General features: G+C 33.4%; 22 protein-coding genes and 1 riboswitch. Of the genes, 3 read left to right on the forward strand and 19 right to left on the reverse strand.

All coding sequences use genetic code 11. The features are described 5' to 3' along the window. Positions 1-516 precede the first annotated feature (516 nt). Complete coding sequence (locus tag BKP37_RS19980) at positions 517-669, forward strand: hypothetical protein (protein WP_169823101.1); 153 nt, start codon at positions 517-519, stop codon at positions 667-669. A gap of 261 nt (positions 670-930) precedes the next feature. On the opposite strand, the gene BKP37_RS07645 is transcribed toward BKP37_RS19980, so the two are convergent. From BKP37_RS07645 to BKP37_RS07670, 6 genes are all read right to left on the reverse strand, one after another. Further along, positions 931-2,619, reverse strand: a complete 1,689-nt coding sequence (locus BKP37_RS07645; protein ID WP_071309016.1) for a formate--tetrahydrofolate ligase — start codon at positions 2,617-2,619, stop codon at positions 931-933. Between the two features lie 458 nt (positions 2,620-3,077). Next, positions 3,078-3,326: a hypothetical protein gene (locus BKP37_RS07650; protein WP_071309017.1), complete on the reverse strand. Its 249-nt coding sequence runs from the start codon at positions 3,324-3,326 to the stop codon at positions 3,078-3,080. A 687-nt stretch (positions 3,327-4,013) separates the two neighbouring features. After that, positions 4,014-4,349, reverse strand: coding sequence for a hypothetical protein (locus BKP37_RS07655; protein ID WP_071309018.1), 336 nt, complete (start codon positions 4,347-4,349; stop codon positions 4,014-4,016). Positions 4,350-4,403: 54 nt separating this feature from the next. Then, positions 4,404-4,985 carry a CPBP family intramembrane glutamic endopeptidase gene (locus tag BKP37_RS07660; RefSeq protein WP_071309019.1) on the reverse strand — a complete coding sequence of 194 codons (582 nt, stop codon included), beginning with the start codon at positions 4,983-4,985 and terminating at the stop codon, positions 4,404-4,406. 4 nt (positions 4,986-4,989) lie between these two features. Then, a complete protein-coding gene (locus tag BKP37_RS07665; protein ID WP_071309020.1) occupies positions 4,990-6,507 on the reverse strand; it encodes a RecQ family ATP-dependent DNA helicase in 1,518 nt (505 codons plus the stop codon). Beyond that, positions 6,494-7,564 (reverse strand): YpbB family protein, encoded by a 1,071-nt coding sequence (locus BKP37_RS07670; RefSeq protein ID WP_084034589.1) that lies wholly within the window; start codon positions 7,562-7,564, stop codon positions 6,494-6,496. Before BKP37_RS07670 ends, BKP37_RS07665 begins: the two co-directional genes overlap by 14 nt. A 347-nt stretch (positions 7,565-7,911) precedes the next feature. Here BKP37_RS07670 and BKP37_RS07675 point away from each other — a divergent pair, with 347 nt between their 5' ends. Then, positions 7,912-8,160: a ferredoxin gene (locus BKP37_RS07675; RefSeq protein ID WP_071309021.1), complete on the forward strand. Its 249-nt coding sequence runs from the start codon at positions 7,912-7,914 to the stop codon at positions 8,158-8,160. A gap of 101 nt (positions 8,161-8,261) precedes the next feature. Here BKP37_RS07675 and BKP37_RS07680 read toward each other — a convergent pair whose 3' ends face one another. The 8 genes from BKP37_RS07680 to BKP37_RS07720 all read right to left on the reverse strand — a co-directional run bounded on the left by BKP37_RS07680 (position 8,262) and on the right by BKP37_RS07720 (position 16,773). Next, a complete protein-coding gene (locus tag BKP37_RS07680; RefSeq protein WP_071309022.1) occupies positions 8,262-8,897 on the reverse strand; it encodes a Crp/Fnr family transcriptional regulator in 636 nt (211 codons plus the stop codon). 459 nt (positions 8,898-9,356) lie between these two features. Then, positions 9,357-10,430 (reverse strand): M14 family zinc carboxypeptidase, encoded by a 1,074-nt coding sequence (locus BKP37_RS07685; protein WP_071309023.1) that lies wholly within the window; start codon positions 10,428-10,430, stop codon positions 9,357-9,359. 1,374 nt (positions 10,431-11,804) lie between these two features. Continuing rightward, complete coding sequence (locus BKP37_RS07695) at positions 11,805-12,617, reverse strand: histidinol-phosphatase (protein WP_071309025.1); 813 nt, start codon at positions 12,615-12,617, stop codon at positions 11,805-11,807. Positions 12,618-12,931: 314 nt separating this feature from the next. Next, the gene (locus tag BKP37_RS07700; protein ID WP_071309026.1) at positions 12,932-13,828 is read right to left on the reverse strand and encodes a M23 family metallopeptidase; all 897 of its coding nucleotides are present in this window, start codon (positions 13,826-13,828) and stop codon (positions 12,932-12,934) included. A 368-nt stretch (positions 13,829-14,196) separates the two neighbouring features. Continuing rightward, entirely contained in the window at positions 14,197-15,156 is a 960-nt protein-coding gene (locus BKP37_RS07705; protein WP_071309027.1) for a VanW family protein, read from the reverse strand. A gap of 143 nt (positions 15,157-15,299) precedes the next feature. Continuing rightward, the gene (locus tag BKP37_RS07710) at positions 15,300-15,881 is read right to left on the reverse strand and encodes a cob(I)yrinic acid a,c-diamide adenosyltransferase (RefSeq protein ID WP_071309028.1); all 582 of its coding nucleotides are present in this window, start codon (positions 15,879-15,881) and stop codon (positions 15,300-15,302) included. Positions 15,882-15,899: 18 nt separating this feature from the next. Further along, complete coding sequence (locus BKP37_RS07715; protein WP_245712466.1) at positions 15,900-16,424, reverse strand: ECF transporter S component; 525 nt, start codon at positions 16,422-16,424, stop codon at positions 15,900-15,902. Then, on the reverse strand, positions 16,396-16,773 hold the full coding sequence (locus tag BKP37_RS07720) for a DUF4430 domain-containing protein (protein ID WP_071309029.1): 378 nt from the start codon (positions 16,771-16,773) through the stop codon (positions 16,396-16,398). The genes BKP37_RS07715 and BKP37_RS07720 overlap by 29 nt, the downstream gene beginning before the upstream one ends. Before the next feature lie 458 nt (positions 16,774-17,231). Beyond that, a riboswitch (cobalamin riboswitch) is annotated at positions 17,232-17,420 on the reverse strand. 116 nt (positions 17,421-17,536) lie between these two features. On the opposite strand from BKP37_RS07720, the gene BKP37_RS07725 reads away from it, so the two are divergent. Then, positions 17,537-18,055, forward strand: a complete 519-nt coding sequence (locus tag BKP37_RS07725) for a MogA/MoaB family molybdenum cofactor biosynthesis protein (RefSeq protein WP_071309030.1) — start codon at positions 17,537-17,539, stop codon at positions 18,053-18,055. Positions 18,056-18,366: 311 nt separating this feature from the next. Here the strand turns inward: BKP37_RS07725 and BKP37_RS07730 are convergent, their stop codons facing one another. From BKP37_RS07730 to BKP37_RS07750, 5 genes are all read right to left on the reverse strand, one after another. Then, positions 18,367-19,185, reverse strand: coding sequence for a histidinol-phosphatase HisJ family protein (locus BKP37_RS07730; protein ID WP_071309031.1), 819 nt, complete (start codon positions 19,183-19,185; stop codon positions 18,367-18,369). A gap of 169 nt (positions 19,186-19,354) precedes the next feature. After that, the gene (locus tag BKP37_RS07735) at positions 19,355-21,133 is read right to left on the reverse strand and encodes an ATP-binding protein (protein WP_071309032.1); all 1,779 of its coding nucleotides are present in this window, start codon (positions 21,131-21,133) and stop codon (positions 19,355-19,357) included. After that, the gene (locus tag BKP37_RS07740; RefSeq protein ID WP_071309033.1) at positions 21,133-21,849 is read right to left on the reverse strand and encodes a response regulator transcription factor; all 717 of its coding nucleotides are present in this window, start codon (positions 21,847-21,849) and stop codon (positions 21,133-21,135) included. Before BKP37_RS07740 ends, BKP37_RS07735 begins: the two co-directional genes overlap by 1 nt. A gap of 313 nt (positions 21,850-22,162) precedes the next feature. Next, complete coding sequence (gene resA / locus BKP37_RS07745; RefSeq protein WP_071309034.1) at positions 22,163-22,693, reverse strand: thiol-disulfide oxidoreductase ResA; 531 nt, start codon at positions 22,691-22,693, stop codon at positions 22,163-22,165. 44 nt (positions 22,694-22,737) lie between these two features. Further along, positions 22,738-23,469: a pseudouridine synthase gene (locus tag BKP37_RS07750; protein ID WP_071309035.1), complete on the reverse strand. Its 732-nt coding sequence runs from the start codon at positions 23,467-23,469 to the stop codon at positions 22,738-22,740. Positions 23,470-24,094: the final 625 nt, after the last annotated feature.

Below are 24,094 nucleotides of genomic sequence, written 5' to 3' on the forward strand. Positions count from 1 at the left end.
ACGCTTTGAGGTGGGGGTCCGTGACCCTTAAGTACAAATCAGCTTGATTAAGTTATGAGCTGGGGGCTTTAAACTCATCCATTGTCAACTAAATACGATATTATCTTATTTATAGTTATTTGAAATCATTCACAATTAATTTTAATTTAATGAAATTTCATAATAAAGATACGACGGAATAAGGTACTTTATCTAGTTGAAAGGAATTATAAGATTTACTCAATTAATCCTTCATTATATTCCAACTAAACGACGTAAAAAAATTTTCTGTTTTTCATAAAGCTGAACTTCAATCAGCCAGGGTTTTCCATCACCCCTCACTGATTGTTAGTTTAACTTATCGGACCATTAGTGGCAGTTAAACCCCCACCTAATCTTTTCGATTTTCTTACGTTTTGAAGTGGGGGTCTTACTGCCCATTGAGAGTGGGATAAACAATAATATACGAGTACTAAACATAATTTTATTAATAAATGACAAACTATATTTAACGATAAAAAAGGTGGGATATTTTAAATGAAAGAATTTCAAATTGAAGACATTGGAAATAATAAGGAGATAATAAATGAGTTAACAATGTTAGAAAAAAAGATAGAAACTCAGCTAGGTAAACAAGTTGCGTTAATTGCGTATACTGAAGAAACAAATCAACAAGTTGAAAAGGGCTAACTCATTTTAAACTGTACCCTATAGGCAGACTTTCTTGTGTCTTCTCTATAGGGTACAGTTTATTTTTGATTAAGCCCTTTTTATATTTAGAAAGTAAAGCTCTTTGTTTACGAGCAGCTGTTCCCTGACCTGACCACTCTATTACTTGTCGCAAAACAGCTATGAAGAAACCATGCAGCAACTTGACTAAGTCGAGGTAGAAAAGGATACCTAGAATAGCCGATAACACTGCAACTAGACAGCTTTCTAACTCTTTATCTTTTAAAATAAACCTAATGCTTTTCCATTTTCCGATACGTCCATCTTAAGAGCTGCGGGTTGCTTTGGAAGACCAGGCATCGTCATTACATCCCCTGTTAAAGCTACAATAAAGCCTGCCCCAATTGAAGGACGTAATTCTCTTACAGTAATAGTAAAACCTTCTGGTCTACCTAATTTATTAGGATCATCAGATAAAGAATATTGTGTTTTAGCCATACAAACAGGAAGTTTCCCCCATCCCTCTTCCTCAAACTGTAACATTTGATTTTTAGCTTTAATAGTAAACTCGACCATACTTGCTCCATAAACTGTTTTTGCAATCGTTTCTATTTTATTTTGAATCGTAGTACTCAAAGGATAAAGGTAATTAAAGTTATTTTCTTTTTCATCAATTAACGAAACAACTTTTTCTGCTAAATCTACTGCACCTTCTCCTCCTTTTGCCCATACTTCTGTTAATACTGCATCAGTGCCTTCGTTTTCACATAACTTTTGTAACAACTCTACTTCAGCATCAGTATCAGTAATAAAACGATTTACAGCTACAACTAACGGTAAACCAAAAGCCTTTATTGTTTCAATATGCTTACGTAAATTTTCCATTCCCCGCTCTAGAGCCTCTAAATTTTCTTGTTTCAGCTCATCTTTCGGTACCCCACCATGCATCTTAAGAGCTCTAATTGTGGCAACTACTACTACTAAGTTTGGTTTAAGGTTTGCATATCTAGCTTTAATATTTAAAAACTTTTCTGCTCCTAAATCAGCGCCAAAACCAGCTTCTGTTACTACGTAATCTGAAAGTTTTGCAGCCATTTTTGTAGCAATAATACTATTACAGCCATGGGCAATATTTGCAAATGGACCACCATGAATAATTGCAGGAGTATTTTCTAGAGTTTGTACTAAATTTGGTTTTAAAGCGTCTTTTAATAATAAAGTTAGGGCTCCTTCAACTTCTAAATCCTTAACGGTAACCGGTTTTTGCTCGTAATCGTAGGCTACTACAATTTTTGAAATTCGTTCTTTTAAATCTTTCAAACTGTTAGCTAAACAAAGGATAGCCATAATTTCCGATGCAACTGTAATATCAAATCCACTTTCTCTAGGTACCCCTTGAATTGGTCCACCAAGGCCAATTACTACTTGCCTCAAAGCACGATCATTTAAGTCAACAACACGTTTCCAAGTAACACGTCTAACATCAATGTCTAAGCTATTCCCTTGATGAATATGATTATCTAAAAATGCAGCAAGTGCATTATGAGCAGTAGTAATTGCATGAAAATCACCGGTAAAGTGTAAATTGATATCTTCCATAGGGACTACTTGAGAGTATCCTCCACCTGCAGCACCACCTTTTATTCCCATACATGGACCTAATGAAGGTTCTCTTAGTGCAATCATTGATTTTTTTCCGATTTTTGATAAACCTTGACCTAAACCAACCGTAACAGTAGATTTACCTTCCCCAGCAGGAGTTGGGCTTATTGCGGTTACTAATATAACTTTGCCATCTTGTTTATTATGTAAGCGATCTAAAACATCGAGAGAAATTTTCGCTTTAAATTTACCATAAGGTTCCCAATCATCTTTCTCTAAATTTAATTGTGCAGCAATTTCATCTATTGGTTTCATTATACATTGCTGGGCAATTTCGATATCTGTTTTAACTTCTAAGCTTCGAGTCATCATATAGCCCCCTTGGAATTATTATTAACTCATTCATTTTAACGGAACATAATTAAAATTACTATCCTTGTAAGGAGTTTTTCCATTTTGGTAACCATAAAAACGCATATTTCAACTATTGTTTTTTCTTAGTGAAGTTAAACCTATTGAAAAAGGGTAAAAAATTAACAAACGTATAAGTTATCTACTTACGTCTACCAGTAACCTTTTGGGTGGGCTTCCTCGAATCATTGTTTTGTGCAACTAGTAACCGCAGTAGTAAAGCTATATGTAGCTACACGAGGAACTGTTTTCATATTGTGATTAAAATAAGTAGCTTAACTGAGTCGATCTAGTAATAGAAGAGTCGATTAGACCGTTCTTGTTATCGTAGACAAGGCGTGGGAAGCTTTCTAATCGATATGGTGCTAGAAGCTAGACAACTTATAACTTCAAAAAATAATAAAAACAGGGACTGATTAAACGTCAGTCCCTGTTTTTATTATCTTATCAATCCGGGCAGGAAATCCAAATAAAACATATTGATCTCTACAATAACTCTCACCATTTATACATACTTCATAATAATTAAACGATTGAATCTTACCAAAGGCTACCGTTTGTTTTTTCTCTAAACAAAATACTTCAATCGGCATACCTATTCGTTGATTATAACCAAGATCATCATCAGTAACTACCGTCTTATTTTTAAGTTTAGTAATAGTCATACTGATCACTTCCTTGTAAATATTTTTTAAAAATTAATTGACACACAATTTATTTAGAGCCATAGCTCCATAATAATATACATCTAGCAACCTTTCAGTGTAAGCGCTTTCTACTTTAGATTATACATCTAATTATTATAATTTTCAATCAATATCATAAATCTGTTACAGAATCTTACATTTATAATCCAAACTAGTTAGACAAAAGTAAGAAAAGCGCAAGCGCCTTGGTCACGAGCAGCTGCTCCTGTGCTACTCCGTTTGCTCAAGAGCAATTGTTTTCCGTGCGACGAGTAATCGCAGGAGCAAAGTAGCATGAAAGTATCTTCAAAGAAGGAATCCAAGAAGTCATTGAAGTCACAAACTTGACTGAAGTGACCGAGCTGGTAGGCTGCTTGCGCTAGACAGTTTCCAAGTTAGAAATTTATAAATTCTGATACTGTAAAAAAAAAAGAAAGCTTAAAAAATAAGCTTTCTACAAAGAGAGAAAAATAAGAGGTCATTTACAATTAACACTTTATCACGTATTAGCACTAAAGTAAATGGAAATTTCAGAAAATTCAAACCGCTTTAAGTGATAACTTTTTTAGGGGAGAAGTTCCGAATGTATTTTTCAAATTTCTTCCCTATACGGGCCAGTCAAAACCCACTAATCAAAAAAGTTTAAGAAAGAATTTTAACATACTTTCAAATAGTGAAAAAATAAAAAAACCACTGATTAAAGTTAAGGTTTATTCTTTCGATCCAGCTTGGATAAGTAAGAACCAATAGGATTAACAGTAAAAATAATAGTAACAATGTTTTAATAAGAGGAAATCCCACTTTTCTTTTTCTTTTTCTTTCTTTTTGATCAATGGTTTTCTGTTTCTCTTTGTTTACCTTGATCTTATTTTTTTTAAACTTTTCTTTACGAGGCGGTAAGCTTAATACGTCAAGTTCTTCATGAATTTCGTTCTTTTTTTCAAAACCCTCGAAATGCTTACGCAATTGCTCTGCTTGATCTTCCTTAAAGTTAGAAGTCATACTTTTCACCTCAACCATCAAACTAATCATATATGATTTATAGACTAATAATAATTATACATTAGTTTCTTTATTTCGAAAGCGTAAAATACAACCTAAAACAAAATCGATTGTAAAGTGAGCGAAAATAGGAACCAATAAATTTCCTGTAATTTGATACATCCACCCCAAAAAGAAGCTTAGACTAATAGTAATTATAAATAATATTATTTTTTTTAAGTAACGTAAATGAATGACAGCAAAAAGAATACTAGCTGGGACGATCCCAAAATGCGTTTGTAACACTCCTCGAAATAATAGTTCTTCAGAAAACGCAATAATAAAAGACAATATAAAAATATGAATGACTCCTAGATTCTTAAATACTCTTTCATTTATTCCACCATCATCAAACATCTTTTTTGGTACTACTTTCTCTAGACAAAGCTCAAATCCTATAATTAAAAGGGCTGAACCACCACCTATGACAAAGATTAAATAAGGTTGCCACTTAAATAAAATTTTTATATCCTCAAAACTCTCAAATAAGAACCAACTTAAAACAACAGCTAAGGCGAATATGATTAGCTGAGTAATATATACATTAAATAAAATTTCTTTTTCTGTCATTTTTTTTATTATTTCTTCTTGTTTCATATTTTCAATCAGTCTCTTCTATAGAAAATAGTTGATCTAATTCTTCTTGCCAAGATAAATTAGATTTCTTGTTAATGGTTTCCATACTAAAATAATTTTCCAAAGCAAAACTACAAACATCACAGCAATTCACTGGATTTTTTAGTAGGCGTTCTTCAAATTCTTTTAGGACTAGCTCTCTCCTACATTTACTACTTTCTTTCAACCATTGTTGAAATTGAACGAATTTCTTTTTCTTGTAATCAATTCTTTTAAATATTTTGTTCATTATTGTTGTTTCTATATAATGGTCATCTTTTATTAGATAATAGTTATCTTCTTTTAAAACACCTAGTTCTTCTAGATGAAATCGAATAAATCTCCACATAGTCTCCGTTACCCCAGTAGCACCCATAATGTCATTCTCATTAAAACTTTCCATGTTTTCTCTACGTTTAAGAAACTGTATTACATCCTTTAATTGTGACTGGCTTGGAAGTTCTCTAGTTAATAAAGATAACTGAAGAGCGGATTCCTCTTCATTGTATAAGGTAATCGCAATACTATTCTTCCCATCACGTCCCGCCCTACCTATCTCCTGCAGATAGGATTCTAGCTGAAGAGGAAAATGAAAATGAATAACATAGCGAATATTTGGTTTATTTATTCCCATACCAAAAGCGCTTGTACAACAAATTAACTGTAGTTCATTATTTATAAACTGTTGTTGAATAAGTAGTCGATCTTCACTATTCATTCCACCATGATAATAAGCGATGTTTTCAATCCCTTTACTAATTAGGATATTAACAAGTTCTTGTGTCCAATTTCTAGTTGATGCATAAATAATTCCAGGCCCTTTTAAATTATTTATTAGAGTAACGAGCTCATCAATCTTTTCATCAATGAAAGGAGCTACCTTTTTTATTACTATAGCTATGTTTGGACGGTCAACACTATAAAGATGAGCTTTATAATTTTCCAATTCGAGCATTTTAACAATGTCCATTTGAACTTCTTTTGTAGCAGTTGCAGTTATAGCTAAACATGGTGGATCACCAAGCTCTCTTCTGACTTCAACCAGCTTTAAATAATCTGTACGAAATTCATGCCCCCATTGTGAAATGCAATGAGCTTCGTCAACAACAAAAAGGGATATTTTACACTTTTTCAAGCGCCTTAATAATGATTTCGACTGTAAAATTTCTGGTGATACATAAACAATTTTTTGTTTATGTAAATGTTTGAAGGCCCTTTCCCTTTCTTGGGGATTTAAAAAACTATTTAGTGCAACAACTTCTTTTAATCCTTGACTTTTTAACTGTTGTACTTGATCTTCCATTAACGATAGTAACGGTGAAACAACAATGGTCATACCACTAAGTATATAAGCTGGTAATTGATAACATAAGGATTTTCCTGAACCTGTTGGAAGCATCGCAAGTACATTTTGATTATTTAATATGTCAGTTATGATTTCTTTTTGCCCTTCACGAAATGAGCTTAATTTAAATTTATCAAATAGAATGTTATTTAAATTCATTTTCAGCTTCTCTCCTTGCAAGAGTTAATCGAATTGCAAAATAAGAAATTTCTTTGTCAAGTCGATTCTTTATTTCCTTTAAGCGTTTTGTACCAATATCATTAATAACTGATTGAATTTTGTTTTGCTCGTCTTCAGAAACAAAAGTATCTATAGAAAATTCATTATCATTCATGGCAATTTCTACAATATGATCTTCTATTGTATTCTGTTTCAAATTTCTTATTTGAGCAATTTCTACAATACTAAAACCTCTTTTTATTAACGTCATTGTTTTTTGGGCTGTTTCCGTCAAGATATTATTGTCAAAGTGATGGTCAAGTAAGCTATATAGAATTGGATAGTTTTCTTTATTTTGGATTACTTTGTCAATCATTCCATGTATAGCAGCATTAAAAAGTAACTTTCCATATTGCTCATCAATTTGAAGTTTAAGGGAAGCTTGTTCAACAGTTAAGCCAATACGATGAATACCACTTAATCTCATCACAAATAATGTAGCTTCCTGTGTACTAGTAACCATTAGAACCGTTTTTATTTCTTGATGAAGGGCTGATGCCAACTGATTTGTAGTCATAGTTTGAGATGTCAGTTTCCGTTTTACCCAAAGTTGGGTATGAACTTCTTTAATAATTGGAATGAATTCATGCTTACTACTTGTTAGATGAGACAAACATTGAGTTATAAGAGCTAGCCTTCTCCAAAAAATTTCTGTTACATCTCTATATATGAAGCCATTTAAATCACTTGGAATAGGATAAACTTGTAGTTTAGAATTTAAAAACTCGTTCCCAGCTTGGGTTACAATATAACGATGATCACCTTCTACAAAATTGGTTACAAATTTATTTTCTACTAATATTTTTATTAGTTGGCATACTGTTTCCCTATTCAAATCCTTGTACACACCAAAAAGTTTCGGTAAATCGAAAATTCGACTATCTTGAATTGTTTGTGCAGACTTCTTTCCTTTAAGGATATGAAAAGCACCAAATACTGTCCTACTACCATTGAATTTTTTTAACATATATATAAAAATGACACTTAAATAGTTCAATTCAAAACAACCCCAAACTATGCTTAATATTACAAAAAACCTTATTAATCTATTATTTATTATGCACTATATTTAAACAAGGTTGGTTTTGTAATAATGAATAATTTTCACCTTAATTATTGGTAATGAATTTGTACCAAAATAAAAAATATCTTCCTATCACTGCAATGATAAGTATTCTCATAGGATTTAACTATTGAAATGTATCGGAATTATTTATACAATAACGGTAGGAAATTTATTTCCTTTTTCAAAATGTATTAAATGTTAGCATTTTGTATATTTTAATTACATATCATTTTGTCAAGGGGATATAATATTTCACAATTAATTGGGAGGTTTTATTAATGGCAAAGTACACAATTGTAGACAAAGATACTTGTATTGCATGTGGGGCATGTGGGGCTGCTGCTCCAGACATCTATGATTTTGATGATGATGGAATTGCATTTGTAATTCTTGATGACAACCAAGGAACAGCTGAAGTACCAGAAGATTTATATGATGATATGACTGATGGCCAAGAGGGCTGTCCAACAGATTCAATTAAAATTTCTGATGAGCCGTTTAACGGTGACGCTTTAAAATTCGATTAATTTTTTAAATAGCTTCCACAAATGTGGAAGCTATTTTTAAATTTTGAGATTTTGGAAGTTCTTTAATAAATATGTATTTATTAGCTTAAAGTATATATACATTATTCTTGTAACAATATATGGTCCTTTTTTATTATTACTTTTCCTTGTTGTTCAAGCTTCTTTAATTGTCTAGTAACTGTTTCTCTAGATGCCCCTACAATGTTCCCTAATTCTTGATGAGTTAAGTTAATTGTTTCTGTTTTTGAGAGATCATTCATTTGTTTTAATGTAGACAAAAGTCTATCCTCTACATTTAATGAAAGTGTTTCGTTTAACTTCCGTTGCAATGAATATATTTTCTTACTCATTACTTTAATAATTCTAAATGCCAAACGAGGGTGTGCCTCAATAAACCTTTCAAAAGCAGCGATTGGAATCATCAATACTTCTGCTCGTTTTTTAGCAGTTGCAGTACCTGGATACGGTCTATCATCAAAAAAACCTGTATGTGGAAAAATTTCGCCACTAGTCAGAACATTAATAAAAGACTCTTCTCCATCCTCATTCAGTTTACTTATCATAACTGTACCTTTTCCTAATACATATAAGTATCTTCTCTCATCACCTTCAGAAAATAATACATCTTTATCCTCAAAATTCTTTTCGGTCGCCAAGTCTAAAAGGGGGCTTATCTCCTCTTTAGTCAGTCCTTCAAAGAATTCCATTTTCTTTAATATCGTTAACCAATCTCTCATTATTATTAAATCCCCTTTATAAAGATCTTAATTCAAGTCAACCTACATATACGTAATGTTGTTGCATGATAATAATATTATCATGTAACAACATAATCTCTTTAAAGTATAATAACTATTCACTATACATATGAGTTTATCATTAATCGATAGGAATTACACTTGTTTGCTACAATAAATTTGCAGAAATACGTTAAGAATGGCGACCTTAAAAAGCTTAATTTCAATATAAAGGTGACATCAAATACTATACTTCTCTAAAGTGACGATAAAGCTGAACTTCAATCAGCGGGGTCTTACTGCCCCTTAAGAATGGGATAAAACCCCACTAGAAAAAACACTAATTTAGTAGCGAAATCATTCCTTTGAGTGAAGTGACTGAGATCGTCTGCTGCTTGCGCTAGACAGTTGCAAAGTTAAAAATTTATCAATTCTGATACTGTAATAAAAGTTTAATTTTTATAAAATTAAACCTTCTAATGCTAACAAACTATTATTTGCCCAAATTTCATTGAAAGCTGTAAAAGGAAGTGGATTCGTACCTACTCCAACCTCAATAGTAAACCCTGGTCTTTTCTTCTCTTGTATAAACCAATCTTTATACCCACCATCACTATCTGCTGTTTTTATAGGTTGATATGAGCTAACAAGTGATAAACGTTCTACCATCTCTTTACTTTGAGGTGGTTCAATATTTTTATACCCCCAATATATAACTTGCCCTTGTGAATGAAATGCTAAAACATAGGAAAACTGCTGTCTTTGAGTTAAATGAAATATAGCATTAACTTCTGGTTCTGTTAATGGGGCTTCTCCACTATAATGTCTCGGCCAGGGAATTTTTGGACTTTCTCTTGCCTCTATGTCCCAACCCGCTGGCCATTGATGGTTCAAATCAACCCCCCGTATATTACTCGACCAATGTTCAAAACGTTTTGCCCCTTTATTTATTTTTAATACCGAGTGGTAAAAAGGATGCTCCTTATAAATACCTTGCTGAACTAGTTCAATTCCATCAGGATTAACCATTGGAACAACGAATAATTTCACATTTTGTAAAATTCTAACAACATCATAATGAAAAAATGTTAAATTCCCTTGTAAGTGCTGGAGAAGTTCTTTTACAAAAATGATTAAAAATTTTGAGGTTAGCCATTCATTCGCATGCCAGCCACCAGAATAAAATATTTCCTTTTTTCCTGTACCAATTACAAATGCATATATAGGTTTACCCATAACAGAATTTCCAATCTTTTGAATAGATACTAATGAAGAATAATATTTCTTTAATTTTTGAACATCTTCTTGAAGATCAGTAGGTCCGTACTCCATAGTACAATCAAATGGCTCATCCTCTCGATTATATCGACCTTTGACATTTGGAATAATAAGATATTCGCCAGGATATATATAATCTTTTTCATTTTTAATTTGAGGATTTATTAGAATAATATCTAATGGACGAACTTGAAATAAGTAAGCTACTTTATGAATCGTATCTCCTTGTTTAACCAAATATTTATACAAAGACATCATCCCCTTTTTTGAATTATCATAAGAAAAGCGTAAGGCGCCCGCCTATCGGCGACAAACACTGGAAGGTCGGCAAGTAGCGGTCTGCTCTTTGACCGCAATTGACGAACTGAAGTGATCGAGCCGATGGCGCCTGGAGCTAGACAGTTTTCAAGTTAGAAATTTATAAATTCTGATACTGCAAGAAAAGCGCAAGCGCCTTGGTCACGAGCAGCTGCTCCTGTGCCACTCCGTTTGCTCGAGAGCAAAGCAGCTTCGAAGTAATCCAAGTAGTAGCTTCACTGGGGCGGCCTTTGACAGAAGCCGCTCTTTGGCTTCCGAAAAGGACTGAAGTGACCGAGCTCGTAGGCGCAGAAGCTAGACAGTTTCCAAGTTAGAATTTATAAATTCTGATTATGCAAGAAAAGCGCAAGCGCCTTGGTCACGAGCAGCTGCTCCTGTGCCAATCCGTTTACTCAAGAGCAAAGCAGCTTCGAAGTAATTCAAGTAGTAGTAGCTTCACTAGGGCGGCCTTTGACTAAAAGCCGCTCTTTGGCTTCCTACGTGCTTTTAGCGTCTTCTAGTATTGTTTCGTAGTAAGCATCCTCGAAGCAGTGTTTTGTGCGACGAGTAACCGCAGAAGCAAAACTGCATGAAGCTAATCAACGAAGGATTTCAAGAGGTAATTGAAGTCAGTTGCTTGACTGAAGTGACCGAGCTCGTAGGCTGCTTGCGCTAGACAATTTCTAAGTAATTTATAAATTCCTATCTTTTAAAACTTGAAAATCTTCAATGGGTCAATCACTTAGGGGAGACTTCTCTTTCAAGTTACTACCTCGAACTAATCTTTATGCATATCAAAGTTCTTTTATGAATTATTTAAGTACTATGTACCTTTCCTTAAGGAAATTCAATGTAAAGATAACTCTCGTTAGATGATATATTCACTAGCTAGAACCTTTGACATTTATAGCTTCTACTTTTAATAACCATTTCTCATCGAACATTTCCCTGAACAAGCTGCCTCCTCCAAGAAAAGCGCAAGCGCCTCGGTCACGAGCAAAAGGTACTGGAAGGCTTTGACAGAAGCCGCTCTTTGGCTTTCTACGTGCTTCTGCGTCTTCTAGCATAGCTTTGGAGTAGGCTTCCTCGAAGCAGTGTTTTGTGCGACGAGTAATCGCAGGAGCAAAGTAGCAAGGAGCATATTCAAGAAGTAATCCAAGAAGACATTGAAGTCAGTAACTTGACTGAAGTGACCGAGCTCGTAGGCTGCTTGCGCTAGACAGTATCCAAGTTAGAAATTTATAAATTCTGATTATATAAAAAAACGCAAAGAACTTTAATTCATTCTTTGCGTTTCTCTTTCTATATTTGTAGTCTTAACCCCATAAGATACTAACCTAAAGAAACTTCCTTACGCTCTCCCTTGTTGAATGTCATCAACTTTGAATAACCAACACTTTTTGCAAGAGCAATTGCTTGATCGAAATCTTTCCCAACATCTTCAGGTATATGGGCATCTGAGGATAATACGATAGGAATACCCTTTTTATAACATAAGTTAAGTAATCTTGGATCTGGGTAAAGTTGCCCTACATATTTTCTTAAACCTGCAGTACTTATTTCAACACACGTTTTTGAGTTGGCTAGTGCCGTAGTTGCTCGCTCATACTGCTCCATTAAAAATTCTTCATCGTTTGGAATATAATTAAATATTTTCACTAAATCTAAGTGGCCAACAATATCAAATAAATTCGATTCTGCAAGTGTAACAACTTGATCAAAATATTTTGAATATGTTTCTTTCAAGTCACGTCGATCCCATTCATGTTTGAATTCACCTAGATCTATACCAAAGTCCTCGACCCAATGAATAGACCCTATAACATAATCAAAGTCATAACTTTTAATAAATTGTTCCATTTCTTTATGTTTACCAGGCGTATAATCCATCTCTATTGACATTTTCACATCAATATTTGCATCCCATGCTTGCTGAAAAAGTTTCACGTAATCATCCATATCATAAAATCTGCGTTCATCAACCCACGGATTACTTAAGATATTTTTAGTTTGGTAAAAATGATAAGCATGTTCAGATATACCAAAATGCTCGATCCCTTTCTGTTTCGCTTGGTCAGTAAACTGTTTTAAATACTCCAGTGTCAATGTCCCTCTTTCAAGGTGGTTATGATAATCTGTTAACATAAAAATCCCCTCTCATCTTAAAGCGTATGTGACTTGAACTCCATTTTAGATACCTTGTCCACTTTTTATTTGAAATAGGTAGTAGTGAAGTATGCTCTTGCCTTTAGCCGTCACGCTTGATTTTCATAATATAAAGGTTAAATACTATTTAATTACAAACTATTTACACTATTATAACTTTTAAACTTATTATAGTGAAGAAAAATATGTCGTAATTTGTATCAAGATTGTTTGACAAACACCTTACAAAGTTCTTAAAGAATACGAAAAACATATTCTTTAAGCTCTCTTATGTATTAACTTGTATAGTTTTATTATTCTTTTCTAACTTTTAATAACGTCCCTACTTTTATAGTATCTCCTTGTAAGTCATTAATTTTTTTTAATTCTGTAATAGAAACACCCGATTGTTCTGCTATTTTCCAAAGGTTGTCCCCTTTTTGGACAATATAATTACCTTTTGAAACAATTTTAATATTTTGGTTAACAAGAATATTGTCCGATTTAAGTCCGTTCAAAATTTTTATATCGTGGACCGATACTTGATATTTATCAGCAATACTCCATAAAGTATCGCCTTTCTTAACTTTAACTACTGTATATTGACTACCACTACCTTCATGAAACTCTAGTTCAGGCTTTGTAGAGGCCGATGCAACTTTGTATTGTTTATTTTCTTTAACATCATCCGATAAAACAAAAAAAGTATTCTGATCTTCACCTAATAATAGAAAAGGATCAATGGCATTATTTTTTGCCATTGTCCAATTACCATTATGAACTTCGAAATGTAGATGATCTCCAGAAGATCTACCTGTATCGCCTACTGTACCGATTTGCTCACCTTGGTACACAATATCTCCCTCTTCTACTATACGTTTATGTAAATGCGCATAAACTGTTTCAAAATCATCGGTATGTTCAATAAACACAACATTTCCGTACGTGTTAGAGTAATAAGATTTAGTTACAACTCCATCACTAACTGATACTACTTCTGTTCCTCTAGGTGCTGCAATATCAATTCCGTAATGTTTTCCACTTCTCGTTCCAAATGTATCTGATACCATTCCTACTGTTGGCCAAATGAAGTTTACCGTTTCATACTTTTCATTAGCTTCTGCAAAGGATACTGTTGCACTAACAAACAATAAACCTATACAAAGAGCAACAGCAAAAACAATTAAAAAGCGCCTTAGATAGTCGTACATGTAATCCTCCCTATATTTACAAATCATTTTTACTACAATCCTATCCTATGGAAGTACAATCATATTTATAACTAAAATAATTCCATAAATGGACGAAACGTTTTTAGGATTTTCCAAAATGATTAGTTATTATTCAAATTATTTTCAATTATGATCCACTTGTTTCAGTATACTTTGACCAACACAAGTGGACCTAACACTTTCAAAATAATTATGTGTAAGAGAACTCGTTCTAGCTTCGCTAGAACATCGGAAATTCAGATGGAGTCCCAACTCCACCTGAATAGAAGTTCCCACCTAAGCTACGCTTAGAGGTGGGGGTCTATGACCCTTAAGTACAAATCAGTTTGATTAAAATAATCAAACTATTATTGATTAGAAGCTATAGCTTTTCCTGGCATCTGAGAACTATACACATGTACTTCAACTTTACCTGTTTTAAGATTCGTCTGTGCACTAATTAATATTGGAATATCGTAAGGGTTTTTAAATTTAAAGTCTGGCCCCCCCCATGATACAGTTGCATCTCTGCCAGTTGGAACATATCCAATTTCTCTTGAATGAGTATAGCGTTCAACAACTTCTAAGCCAGCTTTATCAATCGCATTAAAAAGAGTTGACGAAGTTTGACAGATTCCTCCACCAATTCCAAGTACAAATTGTTTATTTACAATTTCCTTTGCTTCTTGATAACCTCTTTCCCTAGTCCTTTGTCCTACAGCTTTATTAAATGAAAATACTTCAGAAGGACCTAATACAAAATGATCAATCGCTTCAGATGAAAGGTTAATATTTACCGACCTCCCATGGACATTTGGATTGAAATAAGTAGTATAGGAACTCAACAATAAATTTTTAATAATCTCTAAGTCTTCTAATGTTACTGATGGTTCTTCTTCATAAATCGGTAAGTGAAAATGCTTATTGTAATATGCGAGGCTCATCATTTTCTCGACTAACTCCATTTCCGACAAAATAACTCTTTTCTGTCCAGCTTTCACTTCTCCAGTCCGCGTAATGGTTGGATTTACCAAGGGTTGATCTATACCTTGTGCTAAGTTTTGAGCAAATTGAATAACTAATTCCTCTTCTAAGCCTTCACCTTTAACATAGCCTAGTTCAGATACTTCCACTGTCATAACTACATCCCCTGTTCTTCCATCAAAAAGTGTCCAAATAAACTCTAGTTCTTTTCTCTCTTTAATATGTGTATCGCGAAGTAGATAAGCTTTTTCACTAACTTTTTTCTCTTCAACCTCCTCTTCGGAAATTACATAACAACTGGTTAAAAAGAAAATTGAAATGAAAGCAGCAATAACTCTTTTCATCCAAAGTCCCCCTTCAATTTCATACGAAATAATATATGTAAAAAATCCAAAACAGATGAGTTATTTTTGGAAAAAATTTCAAACAAAAAAAGTGAGCTGTAATTATTATACAACTCACTTCTTTATCTTGGTATATTTTCTTTTTATTCTATTTTCCCTTTTCTATCACCGCGGAAAACAATATCGCTTCGTTTATATTCTACGTCCTTTACTCCGGAACGAAAATTAATAACTCGTGCTATCGCAAAAAAATAGTCTGATAACCGGTTCAAATATTTTAACACATTTGGATTTATTTCATTTTCTTTGTGAAGCTGTACAACAAGCCGTTCCGCTCTCCTAGTTATAGTTCGACAAATATGGATCGTTGCTGCTGCTTTAGCTCCACCTGGCAAAATAAATCTTTGTAACTCAGGCGCTTCAACAATATATATATCAATTCTCTCTTCCATAAATTGAATCATATCGCTAGTAACCTTAAAAGAGGATTGAGAAGTTACAGTAGCTAAATCGCCACCACAATCAAATAACTCGTGTTGTATATTTTGTAATTCGCATATAATATCCGGAAACAATTTATTTTCAAGCTCAGTTGTAGCAAGACCTACAAAAGAGTTAAGCTCATCAATTGTGCCGTAGGCTTCCACACGGATGTGGTCTTTATCTACCCTACCTCCAATAACACTTGTCTTACCTTCGTCACCAGTCCTTGTATACAACATCATATAAACACACCCTAATTCTTAAAAAGTTTTAAATTGATTTTTGAATATTTTAAAGTATATAGGATAAAAGATTGAAAAGAAAACAATATTTCCAATCGAATGACTAATATCAAAAGGCAACCCCGCAAGATAATATCCCCAGAAATTACCTACAAACCTTGACATGGGTATCGAAATAATAAACCCGTAAATCAACCCACATAGCCCTGCATATAAAGATAAGACAAAAACAGGTAATCGTTGATGAAAATTCTTAAATAATCCTGTAATTAGTGCAATCATTGACCAAGACACTACCTGCCATAATGTCCATATTCCTGTTCCTAAAATAAAGTTTGTCACTAGAGTACTAACGATTGCAATCATAATTCCTGGAATCGCTCCAAGTGACAAAGCCGACAACAGAATAATTGCTGTTGTCGGTTGAACATTTGGAATGAAAGTAAATGCTAACCTTCCAACAACTGCTAAACTACATAGCATAGCCATTGTCGTTAGTAGTTTGATTGATCGTTTATTCCCAAGATTCGTATTTAAATTCAACTACATCGCCATCTTCTGGAATATAATCATTTGCCCCACTTGTAGCAAAGTCGCCATTAATGTAATACATCCAACCAAGCTTTGCTTCATCATCGGCAAGCACTTCATTTATTCCGATAATAAAAGAATCTTCAAAAGCTGTTTCAATTTCAAAATTTTCTTTCATGATTGCCATTAGACTTGTACCATCTACAAACTCTACTTGATGATTATCAGAGATTTCATCAATAACAATAATAATTTCTGCTTGACTTAATTTACTCTCCGGCTCTTCGTTAACAGTTTCTGAACATCCAATCATCATAAGAACAAAAAAGACGCTCATAAATAATAGTAATTTTTGTTTCATTTTATTTCCCCTTTTCTAATTTTGTTGTGTAAATAAAAGTTAAGGATTTGTTACCATTTTTAGAAAACAAGAAAAGCGCAAGCGCCTTGGTCACGAGCGAAAGGCACTGGAAGACCTTTGACAGAAGCCGCTTTTTGGCTTCCTACGTGCTTCTGCGTCTTCTAGTATTGCTTCGTAGTAAGCTTCCTCGAAGCAGTGTTTTGTGCGACGAGTAATCGCAGGAGCAAAGCTGCATGAAGCTATTCAGAGACGTTATTCATGTAGTTATTGAAGTCAATAGCTTGACTGAAGTGACCAAGCTCGTAGGCGCTGAAGCTAGACAGTTTCCAAGTTAGAAATTTATAAATTCTGATTATGCAAAAAACTCCTTTTTCAAGGAGCTTAAATAAATCAGATATATAACAACATTATTTTAAAAATAAGAATGCTGTACATTCTGTTTACCTTTTCCTCGAAGGAACAACATGTTCTTTAAGGCAGGTCTCCTGACTTACGCATTGCAAATACTTTTTCCTTCCCATCTAAAAAGACAGTGGAATATCTTGAAAGTATTCTAACGTTTACAGTGGCGGGACCGTGTTGGACTTTCACCAACTTCCCTATTAACACTCCATTTTTATGAAATGACCTTAAAGATTACTATTAATTTACTTTTATCATTATACCTATTATTACCGTAATAAACCAGTATTTTTTTCTTTTTTTGTTATGTGATATAATCCATTTGTAATTATTTACTTGACTTAAGGAGGATTTTCACTAGATGGGAGTAGAAGAACATCGAAAAGAAGCACCAAAATCTGTTAACTGTTTGATTATCACAGTCTCTGATACTAGAACAATGGAGACCGATAAGAGCGGACAGCTTATGAAAGAATTATTAGAACAAGGTGGATATAAAGTAGTTGATTACCGTATTGTTAAAGATGAATACACGCAAATTCAATCTTTGATTCGAGAGGCATCTGAACAAAAAGAAGTTGAGGCTGTTTTATTAAACGGGGGGACTGGTATAACATTTAGAGATACTACATACGAAGCTGTTAAAGGAATGTTAGATAAAGAGATGCCAGGTTTTGGAGAGATTTTTAGATACCTAAGTTACGCTGAAGACATTGGTCCAGCTGCAATCTTAAGTCGAGCAATAGCAGGAGTTAGAGGAGCAACAGCTGTTTTTTCTATGCCAGGTTCTTCAGGTGCTGTAAAACTTGCAATGAACAAACTAATTATCCCAGAGTTAGCACACGTCATGAGGGAAATTTATAAAGACCTAAATAAATAAATTCGGAACGGAAAAAAAGCTCGAATGATACAGATTATGTACCTCGAGCTTTCATACACACTGTATAACTTCTCGACTATTAAGAAAAAAATACCTTCTATTCATCGACGTAAAAATTTATCCCACTCTTAATGGTTGATAAGTTAAACTAACAATTAGTGGGGGAAGGTAAACTTCGACTAATTGAAGTTCAGCTTAATTGTACTTCTGTATCTTCTAGAAAATCTCAGAAGTAGGATTCCACAAACATGTTTTGTTTGTATTCGAAAAAGGATGACTAAAATTCACTATGAATCTTAGTCATCCTTTTTTTAAATCATTTCTTTAATTGAATGAAAATCAGGTTTTTTCTCCTTGAACGTAGTCACGTATTTAAAACCGGCTTCATCCAGTAATTTATAACCAGTATTTAAATATTTTCCAACAAAGTGCTTACTATGAGCATCCGTACCGACCGTAATAATTTCTCCACCTAAATGTCGGTAAAGTTTTAAAAAAGGTAATTCTGGAAGTGCACAATCGAGCCGATAACGGTAACCAGACATGTTTACTTCAATTCCACGAGAGGATCCAATCAAACTTTTAAACGTATCCTCAATCACATCAAAATACTTTTCCCATTTAACTTCTTTCCAATGGGAGTTAACAAAATGTAAGTACCTTTTTATTAAGGTGAAATGACTTAGTACATTAAAATCCTTGTAATCTTTTACATATCGATTTATTGTTTCAAAATAAAGTTTAATTGCTTCATCAACGTTTTTATTTTTAAAATAATCACCATTATGTAAGTCTAAGTCATCAACAATATGTACAGAACCTAAAATAAAGTCAAAAAAATGTCTGTCAGTAAATTCCTTACTCTGTTTATTTGAATATGGGTGTATACCTATTTCAACAGCTTTCAATACGGTCAACTGACCTTTAAAAAGCTCTTCTACCTCTCGTATTGATTTTTCATACTCATGGTATTCAAAATCAAACACTAATTCACAATTGGGATAAAAATAATCTATATGCTCAGTAAAAGCAATTTCCTTTACTCCATTCTCAATTGCTGTCTGACAAGCATCTTTCATCTCCATTTTCGAATCTGCAGAAATTTTAGAGTGTACGTGATAATCAAACATAAAAAAATTCTCCTTCCACTACAACACTTGGGATATCCTAAGTGTAAGAAAACCCAGAAAGATTGTTAAGGTAAACTCTCTCTAGGTCTTTTACTGACTAGCTAAGCAAGTCTTGAAAGCGTCACTTAAATGTTTCTTATGAAACAAGATGTTTCGTGAAAAACATTTATTATTCTTCGTTTTTCGAAGGTAAAAAGAAAGAAAATGTCGTTCCTTCACCTAATTTGCTATGAACTGAAACATGACCACTATGCGCTTCTACAATATTTTTTACAATAGCAAGTCCTAATCCTGTGCCAGACCGACCTCTTGTTCTGGCCTTGTCTGCTTTATAGAACCTTTCAAACACAAATGGCAAGTCTTCTTCTGGAATCCCTGAGCCCGTATCCCGTATATCAAATTTAATTCCTTCTCTAAATGCAGATATCGCTAAGATCACTGATCCATTATCACTAGTATGACGCATAGCATTATCGATTAAGTTTGTTAACACTTGTTCAATTCGATCACAATCTACCATTATTTCTTGCTTAATTTCTGCAATTTCTGCTTTTAGTTGTATGTTATGATCTTTAGCCATTCCTTGGAACTTCCTTAAAACCCTTCTAGAAAATTCCCTTATGTTAATTGACTCGATGTTTAATTCAATATGGCCTGCTTCCATTCGAGCCAAGTCAAGTAATTCATTCACTAGTCGACCCATTCGCAAAGATTCATCATATATAATTTGTGCCAACTCTTTTTTCTCTTCTTCAGATCCAGCAATATCATCAATAATCGCTTCACTATAGCCTTGGAGCATTGCAATTGGCGTTCGTAATTCATGTGAAACGTTTGCTATAAAGTCTTTCCTCAACTTATCATGCTGACGTTCTTCAGTCATATCACGCAAAACTGCAACCGCACCACGGACGAAATTTTCATCGTAGAGGGGGGTCATTAGCACTGCCCATGTACGTCCTTGAACATCAACTTCTGCCATCTGTTCCTTTTCAAGAGCTACTACTTGTTGAAAAAGTTTTTTTATTGCTTTTGGCAAATCATCTCTATTTTCGTTATTGACACTTTGTTCAAAATACCAAGCTTGTATAAATTGCTCCGCTGGGGGATTAGTAACAACAATGGAACCTTTTCGATCCAATGTTATAACCCCATCTGCCATACTGCTTAAAATTCTTGACAACTGCTCTTTCTCTTGATTTAAAGCAGTTAAATTTGTATTTAACACCCTACCCATACGGTTAAATGCCATGGCTAGTGAACCTATCTCATCTCTAGTTAGAATTGGTACTTTTGTATCAAAGTTCCCTTTAGCAACTTCTAGTGATGCTTGCCTCATTTTGCGAAGTGGTGCTGTAATTCTTGTTGATAAAAAGAATGCAAATATGGTCGTTAGAATAATTGCAATCCCTGCAGCGAGGTATATAATATTTTTAGTTTGGGCAGCTGCTTCTTCAACTACTTCTAAGTTTTGATACATATATAAAACCCCGTTGCCGTCTTGAACTAATTCAACCGGCAATCCAACTACAAGAACTTCGTTATGAATCTGTTCTCCATTTAGATAAAACGGAAAATCCCCTCTGGTTATTACGACTTCATTGTTAGTTATTACTCTTCTGAGCTGATGATCTTGTTTAAATAACTCAACAGGAATGTTTTCTTCATCAGGAAAGTGCAAATATTCATCCTCATTTAGTAGTAATAACAATTTAGCATTATAATTATCAACTATTTGCTTACTTGTAGTAAGTGCAGCTTCCTCTGTTTCATACTCTGTTAGTATTGATGCTATCAAAAAAGCATGATTTTTTAACTGCTCCTCAGCTTGATCTGTATGAAACTTCTCAAAGTACTGTAGTAGCATAATTGTTAAAATTGTTAGTACAACAGACACTAATAATAAGATGGTAAACCATAATTTTCCTACAACACTTCTCCAGAACATTACTCCTTCACTGCCTCAAACTTATACCCTACACCCCAAACAGTTGAAATCATAGATGCAGCTTCTGGAGAAATACGATTTAACTTTTCTCTAAGGCGTTTAATATGTGTATCTACAGTCCGTAGATCTCCAAAAAATTCATAATTCCAAACATCTTTTAATAATTGCTCCCTTGCAAAAACCTTGTCTGGAGATTGGGCTAAGTAATAGAGCAATTCGTATTCTTTCGGAGTTAAGCTAATTTCAGTCCCATTAACAGTAACTCGATGAGCATCATTATCTATTGTTAAATGAGGAAATACTAATACATCCTTCGTAGACGTTTCCGTTTGTAAAAACTTTGTAGAAGATGCTCTCCTAAGTAGAGCCTTCACACGTAATACAACTTCTCTTGGACTAAAAGGTTTTACGATATAGTCATCCGTTCCTGCTTCAAAACCTTGAACACGATTTGCTTCTTCACCCTTAGCAGTTAACATAATAATTGGTGTCGCTTTAGACTTTCGAAGTTCTTGACAAACTTCAATACCGTCCATACCAGGCATCATAATATCTAATAAGATTAAATCGTACTCATTTTCAACAGCCATCTGAAGAGCAATTTCTCCATTTTCTGCATCTTCTACATCATAATTTTCTCTTTCTAAGTACATTTTTAAAAGGCGACGAATACGCTCCTCGTCATCAACAACTAAAATTTTGGCTTCTTTTGACATGTTAACTCCCCCAAACTAAAAAAATATAAATGTTAATTATTCGTTTTCTAAGTATAATTACCTTAATGTATGTAAGAATATCTTTTAATATAATTAATTAATACTCCAGTATTAGTATATTACATATACATACATTTTAACATAACATCTAATTTTGAATAGTTTAATTTTGTCACATTAACACTATTATATAATGTGAAAGAAGCTTCGAAGTAATTACTCACTTCAAAGCTTCATGGTAGATAATATAGGCTTACATTACTTAGTCATAAATAAATGCTCACATGCTTATTTATCTAAATTTATGCTGTTATTAATCAATATTAGGTCGTATGCGCTTTACGTAATCTTCTATCATTTGTTCTGTTAAAGCCCCAAGTCTTCTCTCAATAACAAAACCATCTTCATCAATCAAAAACGTAGCCGGTAACTCTCTTACTCCGTACAAATGCGTAATACTTAACCCGCTATCCAATAAGATGGGATAGGACAATTCATAATGATCAACAAATTTTTCAATGACAATAGGATCTTCATCAAAATTCACTGCAAGAATTTCAATACCTTCACCCTTATACTTTTCATAACTGTTTTCCATATAAGGCATTTCTTCTCTACATGGTGGACAAAAAGTAGCCCAAAAATTTAATAATATCCCCTTACCTTTTAATTGTTCTAATTCAACTTCATTACCTTCTAAATCCTTTAATACAAAGTTCGGGGCCAAATCACCTACATTTACAATTTCTGTTTGATCTATAAAAGTTGAATACATAGCATAACCTACTGCAATTACAATACACGATAATACTACAATACGCGTAAATATATGACGATTATTCATTTTCCTCTCTCCTGTTTTACCGTCTAACATTCACTAATAAAACCTTATTTATTTTTGTTTTTTTCAGATAGTTCACGTAACTGTTTTACTTCATGAGGCCTTAAAGTTCTAGCTTCTCCTGGATTTAAGCCTTTTAAAGTTAAAAATCCATACATTTCTCTTTTTAATTTTAATACAGGGTGCCCGATTGCTTCAAACATCCGACGCACTTGACGATTTCTTCCTTCATGAATTGAGATTTCTATGATTGAAGTACCATTTTTTGTATTGCCGGATACAAACTTCACTTTTGCAGGAGCTGTTTTGCCATCTTCTAAAACTATACCTTTCTCAAGTTGCCTTAATTTATCTCTACTTGGAACGCCTTGTACTTTTGCAACATACAATTTTGTAATTTTATATTTGGGATGCATTAATTGATTAGCAAACTCTCCATCATTTGTTAATAAAAGTAAACCAGATGTATCATAATCTAATCTACCGACTGGAAATAATCGATGTTCATGATCGAAGAAATCTGTTACTACTTTCCGCCCCTTATCATCACTGACGCTTGAAATGACTCCAGTTGGTTTATATAACATATAATAAACAGGTTCTTCACGGTCAATTGGTACTCCATCCACTTCAACTTTGTCTTTATTCGGTGTAACCTTTGTTCCTAATTCTCGAATCAATTGACCATTTACAGTAACTCTGCCATCAACAATAAGCTCCTCTGCCTTTCTCCTTGAAGCAATACCTGCTTGTGCAATAACTTTTTGTAACCGTTCCATTCTATTCACCTCATACGAATCTCAATGTTATTTTCTTTTTATTAAAAGAAGCTGTTAAATATTTATTATCGTTAAATATATAATCGACATTATCTATTATAAGCAAAACTTGTATGGTTTTAACAACATTTATTTTTTCTTAATTCGTTTTCTTTAAGAAAACGCGTTTCACACTAAGAAAACATAATATTATTATCAAGGCGCTTCATTGTATAAGTGAGAAATTAATAAGTTAATAAAATTATGACATTAACCCAAAGACACTAGCGTTGTATAAATATTGTCACACTAAGAAAACATAATATTATTATCAAGGCGCTTCATTGTATAAGTGAGAAATTAATAAGTTAATAAAATTATGACATTAACCCAAAGACACTAGCGTTGTATAAATATTGTCATAATTTTCAGTTTAATTAATTCTTTGTTTAGAGCCAAAAAAGTTAATACCCAACTAAAGATGGCTCCATCCATTTGGAAATTTATTTACAATTAGACTGGTGCAACGACGACAAATTGCGTATTAAGGGAGGGCTTTCCCTTCAATCTTTCGAAGCCAGATATGCGCTGGTTTCCACAAAGTAGCCTTTAAATATCGGCTAATTTGCAATGTTTTTCGCTTACT

It is taken from the genome of Anaerobacillus alkalilacustris, assembly GCF_001866005.1.
GTDB classification, from domain to species: domain Bacteria; phylum Bacillota; class Bacilli; order Bacillales; family Anaerobacillaceae; genus Anaerobacillus; species Anaerobacillus alkalilacustris.